Annotated in this window: 17 protein-coding genes and 1 riboswitch; of the genes, 9 read left to right on the top strand and 8 right to left on the bottom strand. The window is 63.9% G+C overall.

Going from position 1 to position 12,528, the window contains the following annotated elements; genetic code table 11:
* Positions 1-116: 116 nt before the first annotated feature.
* The 3 genes from fabI (at position 117) to aroC (ending at position 2,773) form a co-directional block, all read left to right on the top strand.
* Positions 117-932 carry an enoyl-ACP reductase FabI gene (fabI, locus tag P6U27_RS26980; RefSeq protein WP_027554293.1) on the top strand — a complete coding sequence of 272 codons (816 nt, stop codon included), beginning with the start codon at positions 117-119 and terminating at the stop codon, positions 930-932.
* A gap of 12 nt (positions 933-944) precedes the next feature.
* Positions 945-1,544 carry a histidine phosphatase family protein gene (locus P6U27_RS26975; protein WP_122404693.1) on the top strand — a complete coding sequence of 200 codons (600 nt, stop codon included), beginning with the start codon at positions 945-947 and terminating at the stop codon, positions 1,542-1,544.
* A gap of 140 nt (positions 1,545-1,684) precedes the next feature.
* On the top strand, positions 1,685-2,773 hold the full coding sequence (gene aroC, locus P6U27_RS26970) for a chorismate synthase (RefSeq protein WP_122404692.1): 1,089 nt from the start codon (positions 1,685-1,687) through the stop codon (positions 2,771-2,773).
* A gap of 29 nt (positions 2,774-2,802) precedes the next feature.
* Here the strand turns inward: aroC and P6U27_RS26965 are convergent, their stop codons facing one another.
* The gene (locus P6U27_RS26965; protein ID WP_407192838.1) at positions 2,803-3,639 is read right to left on the bottom strand and encodes a TetR/AcrR family transcriptional regulator; all 837 of its coding nucleotides are present in this window, start codon (positions 3,637-3,639) and stop codon (positions 2,803-2,805) included.
* Here P6U27_RS26965 and P6U27_RS26960 point away from each other — a divergent pair.
* The 3 genes from P6U27_RS26960 to P6U27_RS26950 are packed head-to-tail and all read left to right on the top strand — an operon-like array spanning position 3,619 to position 5,616.
* Positions 3,619-3,960, top strand: coding sequence for an ester cyclase (locus P6U27_RS26960; RefSeq protein WP_244608033.1), 342 nt, complete (start codon positions 3,619-3,621; stop codon positions 3,958-3,960). The two genes, P6U27_RS26965 and P6U27_RS26960, sit on opposite strands and share 21 nt — an antisense overlap.
* 29 nt (positions 3,961-3,989) lie before the next feature.
* Positions 3,990-4,394 carry a hypothetical protein gene (locus P6U27_RS26955; RefSeq protein WP_122406807.1) on the top strand — a complete coding sequence of 135 codons (405 nt, stop codon included), beginning with the start codon at positions 3,990-3,992 and terminating at the stop codon, positions 4,392-4,394.
* Between the two features lie 31 nt (positions 4,395-4,425).
* Complete coding sequence (locus P6U27_RS26950; RefSeq protein ID WP_129143884.1) at positions 4,426-5,616, top strand: adenylate/guanylate cyclase domain-containing protein; 1,191 nt, start codon at positions 4,426-4,428, stop codon at positions 5,614-5,616.
* 43 nt (positions 5,617-5,659) lie between these two features.
* On the opposite strand, the gene clpS is transcribed toward P6U27_RS26950, so the two are convergent.
* From clpS to P6U27_RS26925, 5 genes are read right to left on the bottom strand one after another with little or no spacing between them, the layout of a single operon-like run.
* Positions 5,660-5,965 carry an ATP-dependent Clp protease adapter ClpS gene (gene clpS / locus P6U27_RS26945; RefSeq protein ID WP_122404688.1) on the bottom strand — a complete coding sequence of 102 codons (306 nt, stop codon included), beginning with the start codon at positions 5,963-5,965 and terminating at the stop codon, positions 5,660-5,662.
* A gap of 42 nt (positions 5,966-6,007) precedes the next feature.
* Complete coding sequence (locus P6U27_RS26940; RefSeq protein WP_129143883.1) at positions 6,008-6,349, bottom strand: DUF190 domain-containing protein; 342 nt, start codon at positions 6,347-6,349, stop codon at positions 6,008-6,010.
* 2 nt (positions 6,350-6,351) lie between these two features.
* Positions 6,352-6,783, bottom strand: a complete 432-nt coding sequence (gene crcB, locus P6U27_RS26935; protein ID WP_129143882.1) for a fluoride efflux transporter CrcB — start codon at positions 6,781-6,783, stop codon at positions 6,352-6,354.
* Positions 6,784-6,789: 6 nt separating this feature from the next.
* A complete protein-coding gene (gene crcB, locus P6U27_RS26930; protein ID WP_407192837.1) occupies positions 6,790-7,179 on the bottom strand; it encodes a fluoride efflux transporter CrcB in 390 nt (129 codons plus the stop codon).
* Between the two features lie 19 nt (positions 7,180-7,198).
* A complete protein-coding gene (locus P6U27_RS26925) occupies positions 7,199-8,401 on the bottom strand; it encodes an MFS transporter (protein WP_407194487.1) in 1,203 nt (400 codons plus the stop codon).
* Positions 8,402-8,515: 114 nt separating this feature from the next.
* A riboswitch (Fluoride riboswitch) is annotated at positions 8,516-8,592 on the bottom strand.
* A gap of 267 nt (positions 8,593-8,859) precedes the next feature.
* On the opposite strand from P6U27_RS26925, the gene P6U27_RS26920 reads away from it, so the two are divergent.
* Together P6U27_RS26920 and P6U27_RS26915 are read left to right on the top strand one after the other, a co-directional pair.
* The gene (locus P6U27_RS26920) at positions 8,860-9,723 is read left to right on the top strand and encodes a DUF1194 domain-containing protein (RefSeq protein WP_407192836.1); all 864 of its coding nucleotides are present in this window, start codon (positions 8,860-8,862) and stop codon (positions 9,721-9,723) included.
* A 175-nt stretch (positions 9,724-9,898) separates the two neighbouring features.
* The gene (locus P6U27_RS26915; RefSeq protein ID WP_129143880.1) at positions 9,899-10,534 is read left to right on the top strand and encodes a hypothetical protein; all 636 of its coding nucleotides are present in this window, start codon (positions 9,899-9,901) and stop codon (positions 10,532-10,534) included.
* Positions 10,535-10,545: 11 nt separating this feature from the next.
* On the opposite strand, the gene P6U27_RS26910 is transcribed toward P6U27_RS26915, so the two are convergent.
* Positions 10,546-10,974 (bottom strand): enoyl-CoA hydratase/isomerase family protein, encoded by a 429-nt coding sequence (locus P6U27_RS26910; RefSeq protein WP_407192835.1) that lies wholly within the window; start codon positions 10,972-10,974, stop codon positions 10,546-10,548.
* Positions 10,971-11,798 carry a nucleotidyltransferase domain-containing protein gene (locus P6U27_RS26905; RefSeq protein ID WP_407192834.1) on the bottom strand — a complete coding sequence of 276 codons (828 nt, stop codon included), beginning with the start codon at positions 11,796-11,798 and terminating at the stop codon, positions 10,971-10,973. Before P6U27_RS26905 ends, P6U27_RS26910 begins: the two co-directional genes overlap by 4 nt.
* Positions 11,799-11,907: 109 nt before the next feature.
* On the opposite strand from P6U27_RS26905, the gene P6U27_RS26900 reads away from it, so the two are divergent.
* Positions 11,908-12,510, top strand: coding sequence for a hypothetical protein (locus P6U27_RS26900; RefSeq protein ID WP_407192833.1), 603 nt, complete (start codon positions 11,908-11,910; stop codon positions 12,508-12,510).
* Positions 12,511-12,528: the final 18 nt, after the last annotated feature.

The following is a 12,528-nucleotide window of genomic DNA, read 5'->3' as shown; positions in this document are numbered from 1 at the left end:
GCGGAACGGCTATTCCGGCACTCGAAACAGCGTTAACGCCGCGGATTAGGGCTGTACCGCAGGGGAGGGCTGGTGTACCTCCAGACCTCAACGAGAGCTCGACGGGACGTTCAAAAATGGCGCAGAATTCAGGTCTGATGCAAGGCAAGCGCGGGGTGATCCTCGGCGTTGCCAACAACCGCTCGATCGCCTGGGGCATCGCCAAGGCATGCCACGCCGCCGGTGCCGAACTCGCCTTCACCTATCAGGGCGATGCGCTGAAGAAGCGCGTCGAGCCGCTTGCCGCCGAGATCGGTGGTCTCGTGCTCGGCCATTGCGACGTCACGGATGCCGCGACCATCGATGCCGCCTTCGCGGTGCTGAAGGAGAAGTGGGGCAAGATCGATTTCCTGGTGCATGCGATCGCCTATGGCGAGCAGCTCGACGGCCGCTACGTCGACACCACTCAGGAGAACTTTTCGAAGTCGATGCTGATCTCCTGCTATTCGTTCACCGCCGTGGCGCAGCGCGCCGAGAAGCTGATGACGGATGGCGGCTCGCTGATCACGCTCTCCTATTACGGCGCCGAGAAATGGATGCCGCATTACAACGTGATGGGCGTGGCCAAGGCGGCGCTGGAAGCCAGCGTGCGTTATCTCGCCGCCGATCTCGGCGAGAAGAACATCCGCGTCAACGCGATCTCGGCAGGCCCCATCAAGACGCTCGCCGCCTCCGGCATCGGCGATTTCCGCTACATCCTGAAGTGGAACGAATATAACGCGCCGATGCGGCGCAACGTCTCGACCGAGGACGTCGGCGGCAGCGCGCTGTATTTCCTCTCCGACCTCTCGCGCGGCGTCACCGGCGAGGTGCATCATGTCGATTCCGGCTATCATGTGCTGGGCATGAAGCGCCCGGACGCACCCGATATCGCGCTGGGTGGCAAGGATTAACGTTCAGCCGACATGCCGGTGCCCACGATCTACTTCCTTCGCCACGGCGAGACCGAATGGAACGCGCTCGGCCGGCTCCAGGGCACCAGGGACGTCCCGCTGAACGCACGCGGCCGCGGTCAGGCGGTGCATGCTGCCGGCGTTCTGGCCGATCTGTTCAAGCGCGAGGGCAAGGATAGAGCGGCCCTGCCCTATGTGTCGAGCCCGCTCGGACGTGCGCGTCAGACCATGGAGCTTTTGCGCGGAAAGCTCGCGCTACCGGCCGCCGATTATTCCCTCGACGACCGCCTGCGCGAGATCGGTTATGGTGTCTGGGAGGGGCTGACGCTGGCGGAAAGCGAGGCCTCAGATCCCGATGTCTATGCAAGGCGCCTTGCTGACAAGTGGACGGTGGCGCCAAGCGGCGGCGAGACCTATGCGGCCGTGCAGCTCCGCATGCTCGACTGGTACGACTCGCTTCTGGTCGATACCGTCGCGGTCGCCCATGGCGGTACCTGCCGCGCCCTGATGGTGGCCTTGGGCATCGAGACCCCCGCCAGCGCCGCCGAGCTCTATATCGAGCAGGGCGCCGTCTACGTGTTCCGCGACCGGAGGCTGGAGAAGTTTAGTTAAGCCTGAGTTTTTCGTCATTCCGGGTTCGCCCTTCGGGCGCCCCGGAATGACGGGAACGGGGTTGAACGCCATGCCCCTCAGGGCTACGAACGTCGACAAGCAACGTTTATTTAAAACGTCAACGCGAGGCGGCAGTTCGAATGTCCTTCAACACCTTCGGCCATATGTTCCGCGTCACCACCTTCGGCGAGAGCCACGGGGTGGCGATCGGCTGCGTGGTCGACGGCTGCCCGCCCATGATTCCGCTCACCGAGGCCGACATCCAGAAGGACCTCGACCGCCGCCGGCCCGGACAGTCGCGCTTCACCACCCAGCGCCAGGAGCCGGACCAGGTGAAAATCCTGTCCGGCGTCATGGCGCATCCGGAGACCGGCGTGCAGGTGACGACGGGGACCCCGATCGGGCTCCTGATCGAGAACACCGACCAGCGCTCGAAGGACTATTCCGAGATCAAGGACAAGTTTCGTCCCGGTCATGCCGACTTCACCTATGAGGCCAAATACGGCCTGCGCGACTATCGCGGCGGCGGGCGCTCCTCCGCGCGCGAGACCGCGATGCGCGTTGCCGCCGGCGCGATCGCGCGAAAAGTGCTGCCCGACGTGAAGGTGCGGGGCGCGCTGGTGCAGATCGGCCCGCACAAGATCGACCGCGACAAGTGGGACTGGGACGAGATCGCCAAGAATCCGTTCTTCTGTCCCGACAAGGACAAGGCCGCGTTCTTCGAGACGTATCTCGACGGCATCCGCAAGAGCGGCTCCTCGATCGGTGCCGTGATCGAGGTCGTCGCCGAAGGCGTGCCGGCAGGTCTTGGCGCGCCGATCTACGCCAAGCTCGATTCCGATCTCGCGGCTGCGATGATGACCATCAACGCCGTCAAGGGCGTCGAGATCGGCGCCGGCTTCGGCGCCGCCGAGCTCACCGGCGAGGAGAACGCCGACGAGATGCGCACCGGCAATGACGGCACGCGCTTTCTGTCCAACCATGCCGGCGGAGTCCTTGGCGGTATCTCCACCGGACAGCCGGTGGTGGTGCGTTTCGCGGTGAAGCCGACCTCGTCGATCCTGCAGCCGCGTCTCACCGTCGATCGGCAGGGCACCGATACCGAAATCTTCACCAAGGGCCGCCATGACCCCTGCGTCGGCATCCGTGCCGTCCCCGTCGGTGAAGCCATGATGGCCTGCGTGCTGGCGGATCATTTCCTGCGCGACCGCGGGCAGGTCGGGCGCTGATCTAGAGCGCTCCCTGGAAATACGCGCTCCTATTTGCGTCGCGCTTCCGCAGCATCGATCCGGGCCTGATTGACAAGCGCCTGTGCCGCCCAGGCGGCGGCAGCGAGTGCCTCTTCGACGCTGGCGCCGCCGATGTCGCGTATCGCCAGAGCGGCCTCGCTGCCCATCACCATCGATAGCGCGTGGGCGAGGCTTCGGCGTGCGGCGGATGACAGTTCCCCCTTCAGCGACTCGACGATTGGCAGGATGAATTTCATCCGCCGGCCGGGCCGTGGCGGCCGTGCGCCCGGATCGTTGTCGAGCCACACGGCCATGAACGAGCGCTCCATCACATGCAGACCGACTTCGTCGCTCAACATCAGCTTCATCATCTCGCGTGATGCACGCGAGATGCCGTCAATCGGATCATCGCCGGGCCGCCAGATGCGCTCCAGGGCCACAAGCCCGCGTTCTGTTGCCGTCTCGCTGATCAGGGCTTCGAGCGAAGAGAAATAACGATAGGCGGTGGCGCGCGAGACCAGCGCGCGCTCTGCCACTTCGGCAAATGTCGGGTTGCGTCCTTCGTCGCGAAACGCCATCGCGGCGTCGATCAGGGCCTGGCGCGTGCGGCGCTTCTGGTTTGCGCGGCTATCGGTCTCGATCTGAGTCCGATGCGCGCTCCGGCTTGACTTCCTGTCGGGCATATGTGAGACACGTGTCTTATTAAGGGACTTTGTCTCACTATAGCGAATTGTCCCAGCAAAGGGAAACCGATGAACGACGAATTGAAGAAAACCTTTGATCGCATGATCGACCGCCACTTTCATTTTGAGGCCGAAGACGACGTTGATGGCGTGTTGAGCACGATGGTCGATGACGTCGAGCATGACGTCGTCGGATATCCCACCGGCCCGGTCCACGGAAAGACCGCGGCGCGCGGCTTCTACGACGCTTTGTTCGCCGACCTTTCCGGCGAAAAGGTCACCACGCTGCGACGTTACTACGGGCCGGATTTCGTGGTCGACGAGAGCCTGTGGGAAGGAACGGCGCCCGGCGCGCCGTTCGGGATTCCTGGCCACGGACGCAAGCTGAGCTTTCGCCTGCTGCACGTGTTCGACATGGCGCCCGACGGGCAGATCAAGCGCGAAAACGTCTGGCTAGACTTCGCGGCGATCCTCAACCAGCTCAACGCACCGCAGGCCGCATGAGCAGGAGATCGATCATCGAGGAGGACATCATGACCGACAATCCGTGTGCCCGCGCCTGGCTCCGGCTGGCGGCCATCTATTTCGCCGCCGGGGTCATCCTCGGCGTCGTGATGGGCGCGTCCGGCGACCATTCGCTGTTCCCGCTCCACGCCCATATCAACCTGCTCGGGTGGGTCTCGATGGCGTTATTCGGGCTGACAGCCAAGGCCTATCCCTCGGTCGCGACGGGACGCGCCGCCGGCGCGCAATTCTGGATGCACAATGTCGGTGTTCCCGTGATGCTCGGCGCGCTGCTGCTCAAACTCTGGGGCATCAAGGCCGCCGAGCCCGTACTCGGCGCCGCATCCATTGTCGTTGGATTGAGCGTGCTGCTGTTCGCATGGCTTGTCATCACTCGCATCGGCACGGACAGCCGCGCGGCGAGATCGGCTTGACGCGGCCCGTCGTCCGTCGGCAAATGGGCTCATGGAAAGTTCCGAGCTCCAGCGCATCTCCAAGTGGCTGATCGACGGCGCCCGGTCGTCGGTGGAGCCGGCCGCGATGATCGCAGATTTCTGCGAACGTATGGTCGCCGCCGGCCTGCCGCTGTGGCGGTTCGGCATCTTCATCCGCACGCTGCATCCGGAGATCTTCGGCCGCAACTTCATCTGGCGGCAGGGTGAGGAGGTCGAAATCGGCAGTGTCGATTTCGACATTCTGGATGCCCCCGAATTCGCCCGCAGTCCGCTCCGCATCGTGTTTCAGCAGGGGCTGGAGGTCAGGGGACGGGTGAACGATCCCGACAGCAAGCGATTCCCGTTCATCGAGGACATGCGCGCCGAAGGCGCGACTGACTATGTTGCCGTGCCGGTGCCTTTTCTCGATGGCTCCATCCACGCGACGAGCTGGGTCACGCAGGATCCCGGCGGATTCAGCGACGATGACATCGCGGCGATCCGAAGCATCATAGCGCCGCTCGCGCGCGTCAGCGAGATCATCAGCCTGCGCCGTACCGCCGAGATGCTGCTCGACACCTATGTCGGCAACCGCGCCGGCGCGCGCATTCTCGGCGGCCAGATCCGCCGCGGTCACACTGACACCATGCAGGCGGTGATCTGGCTTTCGGATCTGCGCGGCTTCACCGCACTGTCGGACCGGCTGCCGGCCGAGACCGTGGTCGAGATCCTCAACCAATATTTCGATTGCCAGGTCACCGCGATCCGCGGCCATGGCGGTGAGGTGCTGAAATTCATGGGCGACGGCCTGCTCGCGGTGTTTCCGATCGACGAATATGTCGGCGATGCCGCGCATGTCTGCGCGCGGGTGCTGGAGGCAGCGCGCGAGTCCCGCGCCAGCGTCGAGGCGCTCGCCTTTCCTGTCGGCGAGGTCGTCGAGCGCTTCCGCTTCGGCGTCGCACTGCATGTCGGCAACATTCTCTATGGCAATATCGGCGGCGGCAACCGTCTCGATTTCACCTGCATCGGCCCCGCCGTCAATCTCGCGGCACGGCTGGAGAAGATCACGGGTCGCCTGGGGCGGACTGTCGTCGCCTCGGAAGGTTTTGCCAATGTCTGCCGCCACGACTGGCGCGAGCTCGGCGAATTTCCGATCGCGGGATTTTCCAAGGCGCAGCGCGTTTATGGGCTCGCCGAGGAAACGCCGGTGGTGATGGCGTGACGTGCAATGAGCTGAATGTCGTTCATTGTCGCAAGACGAAGCGCTACTCTTCCGGCTCCGTCGTGAACAGCAGCGGATAGCCCTTGGCGCGGCCGGCGTCGGTGGCGCGCGTGGCCTTGGTCTCGGCGACGTCCTTGGTGAACACGGCGACGACGCAGGCGCCAAGCTTGTGGGCGGTAATCATCACCTTGTAGGCCTGATCCTCGGTCATGCGGAATTCGGCCTTCAACACCATGGTGACGAATTCGCGCGGGGTGTAGTCGTCGTTGATCAGGATGACCTTGTGCAGCCGCGGCCGCTCGACCTTGGTCTTCGTCCTGGTTTTCGGCTTGGTGACGGCGTCGTTCATTCCGCCTCCTGGACACGGCGGCTTGGGTTCCCTGCCGGGCGATCAGCCGGCGGCTTTCGCACCATATTGCAGGACCTGCACCTTCTCCAAGGTGATCAGCCCGCTCGACATCATGCCGTCCAGGATGGGCAGGAATGCGTTGATGTTATCCTCGCTGTCGACGATCTCGATCAACAGCGGCAGGTCTTCCGACAGCCGCAGGATCTTCGAGGTGTGCAGCCGGCTGGACTTGCCGAAGCCCATGGGACCACGCAGCACGGTGGCGCCGGCGAGGTGCCGTTCGCGCGCGGTCATCACGATCGCTTCATGCAGCGGCTTGCCGTCGAAATGATCGCTCTCGCCGATGAAGATGCGCAATAAAACAGCCTGATCGGGGATTTGCATGGTCAGCTCCTTGCCAAGCGGCTATAGCGTCTTGCCATCATATGGCCTGCCCAGACCGATACCAGCCAGCAGATGACGGACGCCGTGATGTAAGAGAGCGCCGTCCATTTCATGCCGGCGTGAAACAGGCGGAAAGTTTCCAGGCTGAAGGTCGAAAACGTGGTGTAGCCGCCGCAAAAGCCGGTCATGACGAACTGCCGGTGCTCAGGCCGCGCCAGCACGCGTCCGTCGGGGCCGGTCAGCGTGGCGTAGAAGCCGATGATCAGTGATCCCGTCGCGTTGATGAAGAGCGTCGCGAAGGGAAAGCCGGGGCCGGTATCGAGCGCGAGCCCCACAAGATAGCGCGTCACCCCGCCGACGATGCTGCCGGCAGCAACCCAGGCATAGAGCACGAAGCTGCGCCAGCGTTCGGCAAAAGGGGAAGGGGGGCTCATCAGCCTCTAGCCTCCCAGACGATCCGCAAGGAGGAAGCCGCAGCTGACGGCGGCGAGGCACAGCCCCACCGAGGCGGCGACATTGCCGAGCGCCGAGAGCGGCTCGCCGCCACGCGCGAGCGTCAGCGTTTGCAAGCTGAACGAGGACACCGTGGTGTAGCAGCCGAGAAACCCTGTTACCGCGAACAGCCATGGTGTGGGTGATGCGAAGACCGAGCCCGGATGCGCCGCCAGTGCGCCAAAAATACCGATCAGGAAGGCGCCGGTGACGTTGATGGTCATGGTGCCCCACGGAAACGTTTCGCCCAGCCGCCGCGCGATCGCACCGGAGACGAAATAGCGCGCGCAGCCGCCCAGCGCGCTGCCGATCACGATCGCAATTGCTCCGCTCAGCAAGATGAACAGCCCCCCGTCATCACTTCTCCCCTACTGCCAGATCCTTGCCGACGGCGAGCAGCCCCACCAGCGAGACCAGCGCGAAGCCGAGCCCCGCAAGGAACGTTCCTACCGGACCATAGGCGTCCCACAAGGCGCCTGCGATCACGCTCGCGGCCAGCAAGGCGAGCCCGGTGAACAGGTTGAAATAGCCGAACGCGGTGCCGCGCAGATCCGGCGGTGCCGCATCCGCGACGAGGGCGGAGAGCAGCCCTTGCGTCAATCCCATATGCAGGCCCCACAGCACGATGCCGAGCGCAAGGCCAGCCAAATTCGGCAGCAGCGCCAGCGCAAGGTCGGCGCCGGCGAGGAAAACGAGGCCGAACGCGAGCAGGCCGGTCCGGTTGATCCGGTCCGACAGCACGCCGGCCGGATAAGCCGACAGGGCATAGACGATGTTCATCAGCACCAGTACCGCCGGGACCCACATCGCATTGAGCCCGATGTTCTGTGCGCGCAGGATCAAGAAGGCCTCGCTGAAGCGTGCGAGCGTGAAGACGATTCCGACCGCCACGACACGCCAATAGACCCCTCCGAGCTGCTGCATCGCGGCGAGATTGAGCGGGTTTTCTGCAGGTTTCCGGCTCGGATCCGGCTCCGGCTCGTCCACCGCGAACGCGATCAAGCCAAAGGACAGGAATGCCGGCAGCACCGCCACCCAGAACACGAGGGCAAAATTGTCAGCCGTCCACCACATCAGGCTGATCGCCACGAGCGGTCCGACGAACGCGCCGATGGTGTCGAGCGATTGCCGAAGGCCAAAGCTCGCGCCGCGCAGGCCGACGGGGGCGATATCGGCGATCAGCGCATCGCGCGGCGCGCCGCGAATGCCCTTGCCGACACGATCGATGAAGCGCGCCGCGACCAGCCATCCGACGCTGGGCGCGAGTGGGAACAGCGGCTTGGTGAAGGCGGCAAGCCCATAGCCGAGCGCGGCGAGCAGCTTGCGGCGTCCGAGCCAGTCCGACAATGCACCGGAGAAGATTTTCGTGATCGAGGCGGTCGCCTCCGCGATGCCCTCGATGAAGCCGACGGTGAGCGTGGAAGCACCAAGCACGGTGACGAGATAGACCGGCAGCAGCGCGTGGATCATCTCGGAGGAGATGTCCATCAGCATCGAGACGAAGCCGAGCACCCAAATCCCCCTGGGCAGCGTGGCGCGTGCAGCCTTCGATGTCGTCATCGTCACGTCTTTGCCTTCTCCCTCTCCTGGCCCTCGCCACCAGGCAACAAAAAACCCGCCATCGGCGGGTATGTCCATGCTCCCGCCAAAGGCAGAGGCCCAAAGATTACCTCTCCTCAAGCAGGAGTCATCAGCCCACGAGGTCATCGACCGCCGGGCGGTTGTCGGGGGACTCCATCCCCATCTGTGCAGCCAACCCTAGCATGGAAATCGTGCCGGACAAGTGGGCGGGGTGCGTGTCTCCACTGGCACCGTCATTGCGGGTTCTCGCTTTGCGAGTCCAGGAATGACAGCCCGCGAGATCGCGCGTGTTCCGGTGACGCAAGCGCGGCAACATGGCGGCAGCTTTGCGTGACGTCGCGCCAATTCCTTAACTCGAATGTGAAGCGGAAGCGATCTTCGGCCTTTGCGGCAAGCCGATTGCATGTCACCATCGCGTCATACGACGGGAGACTGCGATGCGTTTGCTGTTCTCGATCGGGGCTGTGCTGGTGGCCGGCATCATAGCCGGGGGGGACGTCGCGGGCATCGCGGCACCAGGACCCAAATTCGAATCGTCCAAGAATCAACCGCAGCGGCTTGCGGCTGACAAGGACGCGCAGACGGTCGATATCGAGCTGATCCTCGCGGTCGATGTGTCCTACTCCATGGACATGGACGAGCTCGCGATCCAGCGCGAGGGCTATGCGCAGGCAATCCAGTCGAAGGAGTTCCTGCAGGCGCTGAAGCTCGGCCCGAACGGCCGCATCGCGGTGACCTATTTCGAGTGGGCCGCCTCCAGCGACCAGAAAGTCATCATTCCCTGGCGGCTGATCGACGGACCTGAGACGGCGGATGCGGTCGCCGCCGAGATCATGAAGACGCCGATCCGGCGCGCTTCGCGCACCTCGATCTCCGGCGCAATCACCTTCGCGATGCCGCTCTTCGACGAAGATCCCTATCGGGGCTTGCGCCGTGTCATCGACATTTCCGGCGACGGTCCCAACAACAATGGCGGTCCGGTCACCGTGGCGCGCGATGCCGCGCTCGAGAAGGGCATTATCATCAACGGCCTGCCGATCATGGTCAAGGAACCGTCCTATTCGACGATGGATATCGACAATCTCGATTTCTATTACGAAGACTGCGTCATCGGAGGTCCCGGCTCCTTTGTCATCCCGATCAAGGACCGCGACAAGTTCAAGGAAGCGATCCGCACCAAGCTGCTGATGGAAGTCGCCGGCCGCACGCCGGAGCGTCCCGTGATGCGCGTTGCCGACAAGGAGCCGCGCGTCAACTGCCTGATTGGCGAGAAGATCTGGTCGGATCGCTGGGGACGTTAGCGCAACCCGTTGGGACGTTTCGCCTCATCTCGCCCGGCGGTTGAATTTAACCGCTCGTTAACCGGTACATGGCCCTAATCCGGTCGATTCAGTTCGTTTCCGATCGCTGTTTTGACTTTGCTGTCGGACGCGCGAATGAGAGCGGGGTCATCGCACCCGTCCACCGAGCAATCCAATGGCCATCGTCACGTCGAGCACCAGCCAGATTTCTCCCGCCAACGAGCGGCTGTATCACCAGAGCGCGCTGATCGGTGACTGGAAGGGCAATTGGGTGGGCAACAACCAGCCCGTCGGCTTCAAGGTCGTGAACATCCGCGGGTCCCGGGCGCAGGTCGAGTACACCCATAACGGCCACACCGAACGCGGCTTTGGCGAGGTCAAGGGGACGCTCATCACCTTTGGCGGGGTCACGGTCGGCACCAAGGACGGCAAGAACATGGTGCTGCTGTTCTCGTTCGGGGGCGCTGGCAAGCAGGCCGCCAATCTCGAGAAGCAGGACCCGCCGGCTTCTGACAGCCGCCTCATGGGAAGCTGGGGCGGCTATTCCCCCGACAACGGCAAGAGCGCCAGCTTCAAGGTGCTCTCGGTCAACGGCAAGGAAGCGCAGGTCAGCGTCACCACCGACGGTGTCACCCGCCAGGGCACCGGCATCGTCTACAAGAACGTCATCATGTTCGGGCAGACGCAGATCGCGACCGACGACGGACAGAACGGCAAGGTCATCTATCAGGTCGGCTCGAAATCATTCATGGTCCCGGTGACGAAATATCCGCCGGCGGATTCGTCGTCCTCCGTCGACAAGACCGCCTGAGGCTGCCGTCCTCACCATTTCGGCGGCCGCTTCTCCACGAACGCCTTCAGGCCCTCCTGCGCCTCGTCCGACGTCGCGACATTGCAGAAATCATCCACCGCGCTTGCAATGCTGCGCCGGTAATCGAGATCGATCTGGCGCATGAAGGCGGCCCGGCCCATCCGCAGCACGGCGGCCGATTTTTCTGCGAACTGTGCGGCGAGCTTCACCACCTCGGGCTCGAGCTCCGCATCGCCGACGACGCGGTTCACCACGCCGAGCTCGCGCGCTTCCATGGCGCTGAAGACGCGGCCGGTGAACAGCAGCTCGAAGGCGCGGTGACGTCCGACGATGCGGGGCAGATGCGCATAGTGGATCGCCGGGATGACGCGGGCGATGTTGCCTGCGCACTCGTAAGTGACGGGGACTATCGGATGTCGCCGGGTTCTCCATGCTTTCAAGATGTCAGCAGCTTCAACTGCCGGTCGATCCTGCGCAAGATCTCGCAGGCCGGCGCCAAGGCGCCGGTGCCGATCAGCCGCCAGACCTCGTTGGTCTGCTGTGCCAGATGCGGGATCGTCAACGGCAGGCGGGCGGCCTCCTGAAGCGCGCCCTTTTCGTTGATGAGATAGCGTTGGTTTAGTGCGAACAGGACCTGTGCGATGCAGGCGAGCGACCTGTAGAGGCATCCCACGACATGAGTCTGCTCGCCGCGCGCCGCCGCAAGCTCCGCATTCTCGACACCGAACGAGATTTCCCACTGGAAGCGCCGGATCAACGCCGCACGCAGCGCCGGCGGATAGGGCAGCGCGATTGATTTGAGCCGAGCGATCACGCCGTTCGGATCGTGCAGAGGCTGACAATACGCGATCTCGCCCATCCAGATCGCCGAGCAGAAGCCGTGCGGATGGCCGGGCTGGTAGTCCATGGTGACCACCCCGGCGCAGCAGGATTCCATGACGGCCTCGACCGCGTCGGCGTCACGGTAGAGCAGGTCGACCTTGCGGCCCTCCACCGAAAGCCAGGCGCCGCCGACGATCCACTGACCCCATTCTCCGACCGGCGTCACGGTCGTAGTGGCGGGATCGTCAGCAATGTCCTTCGCGGCGGCCAGCACCCGTTCGGTGTCCAGCGGAATCGCCGTCTTGAAATAGAGGCCGATATCGTAGTCCGACGCCGCGTGTGCACTGCCCCGCGCGCGCGAGCCGCCGAGCACGACAGCCTGAACGCCCGGTACGTCGGCAAGAGCGAATGTCAGGCGGGTGAGCAAGGGATCAGGCGGCATCAGATGCGGTTCCCCGGAAGACCTGCGGCTGCGACGCCGGCACGGTCACTCTGCTGGCTTTGATGATGGTCGAGGAGTATAATTTGCGAAATTCTCGACGGTTATCTGAATGTTCAACCTTGCACGTTCATCTCTCCTTGCAGCTCTCGCGGTGCTCTGTCTCGGCGGAGAGCCGGTTCATGCGCAAGTCGCGCCGCTGAGATATTGGATACCCGGCGGGCCCTTCGGCCTCGGTGGAGGCGCCGGCCAGAGCTCCGATTTCCACTACGGCAATTTTCCGAGCTTCAACGCCGGCGATGCGGCTTGGCGTACCAGCTATGCGAACGGTTTCTTCGTCGGCAGCGAGCGCGGCAATTTTGGCTCGAGCGGCTTCAATCAGGCCGGTTCGGCCGGCAATTTCAGCGCGCTGTCCTATGACAGCACGCAGTTCGGCTACAACATCAAGACGGCCGGCGGCATGCCCGTCACGTTCTTCGCCGGTTTCGAGACACTGAAGTTCGGCAACGGCATCGGCAGCTCACTGGCGCCGCTCACCTCCAGCGCTTCGCCCGGCTATGGCGGCTTTGCGGGTGTCGAATTCAAGCCGACCTCCAACCTCAGCCTGTCGTTCGGGGTCGGCTATACCCAGCAGCAATCGGGCCGCATGGACAGCGACATCAACTCCTCGATGCTGCCCGGCGAGTCTCCGGCGCTGGGCGGCTTGCGGCGCTAGAGCATGATCCGGAAAGTG

Origin of the sequence: Bradyrhizobium sp. STM 3566 (assembly GCF_045571445.1) — a bacterium.
Classification (GTDB): Bacteria; Pseudomonadota; Alphaproteobacteria; order Rhizobiales; family Xanthobacteraceae; genus Bradyrhizobium; species Bradyrhizobium vignae.
Note: the sequence above shows the minus strand (reverse complement) of the source record. Positions and strands in the feature narration are given on the sequence as shown.